Here is a 334-nt window from a genome sequence, read left to right as displayed (position 1 = left end):
ACAAACCATCTTTTTATCATCATTGACAATAAAGACGGTGTGCAAAAAACAGAAAGTAGAAAAATCAGATCAAATGATGAAGGCACCAAGTTTCATATTAAGAAAATAACTCATTACAAAGAGCATCAAGAAATAGATTTAATTTATGAGAATGGCGAAGTTAGTAAGATTTACGAATATTTTTACGTAAACGAACCTGAAAATTGGCAAATTTCATTTAGATTTCGTAATCATTTTAATGGAAATATAATCAATAATTTTATTTTAATGCTTCCAAAGGAACGGTTTGAAGAAATCGCAAGAGAGAGATATTATGCAAACTATTTGGAAACAT

At 28.1% G+C, this 334-nt stretch carries 1 pseudogene; it reads left to right on the top strand.

The annotated features are described in order from the left end of the window. Positions 1-334: pseudogene (locus CCAND38_RS03130) on the top strand (hypothetical protein); the annotation flags it as partial.

The sequence above is a fragment of the Capnocytophaga canis genome (assembly GCF_000827555.1).
Classification (GTDB): Bacteria; Bacteroidota; Bacteroidia; order Flavobacteriales; family Flavobacteriaceae; genus Capnocytophaga; species Capnocytophaga canis.
The sequence above is the reverse complement of the archived record's forward strand: the minus strand, read 5'-3'. Positions and strand labels throughout refer to the sequence as shown.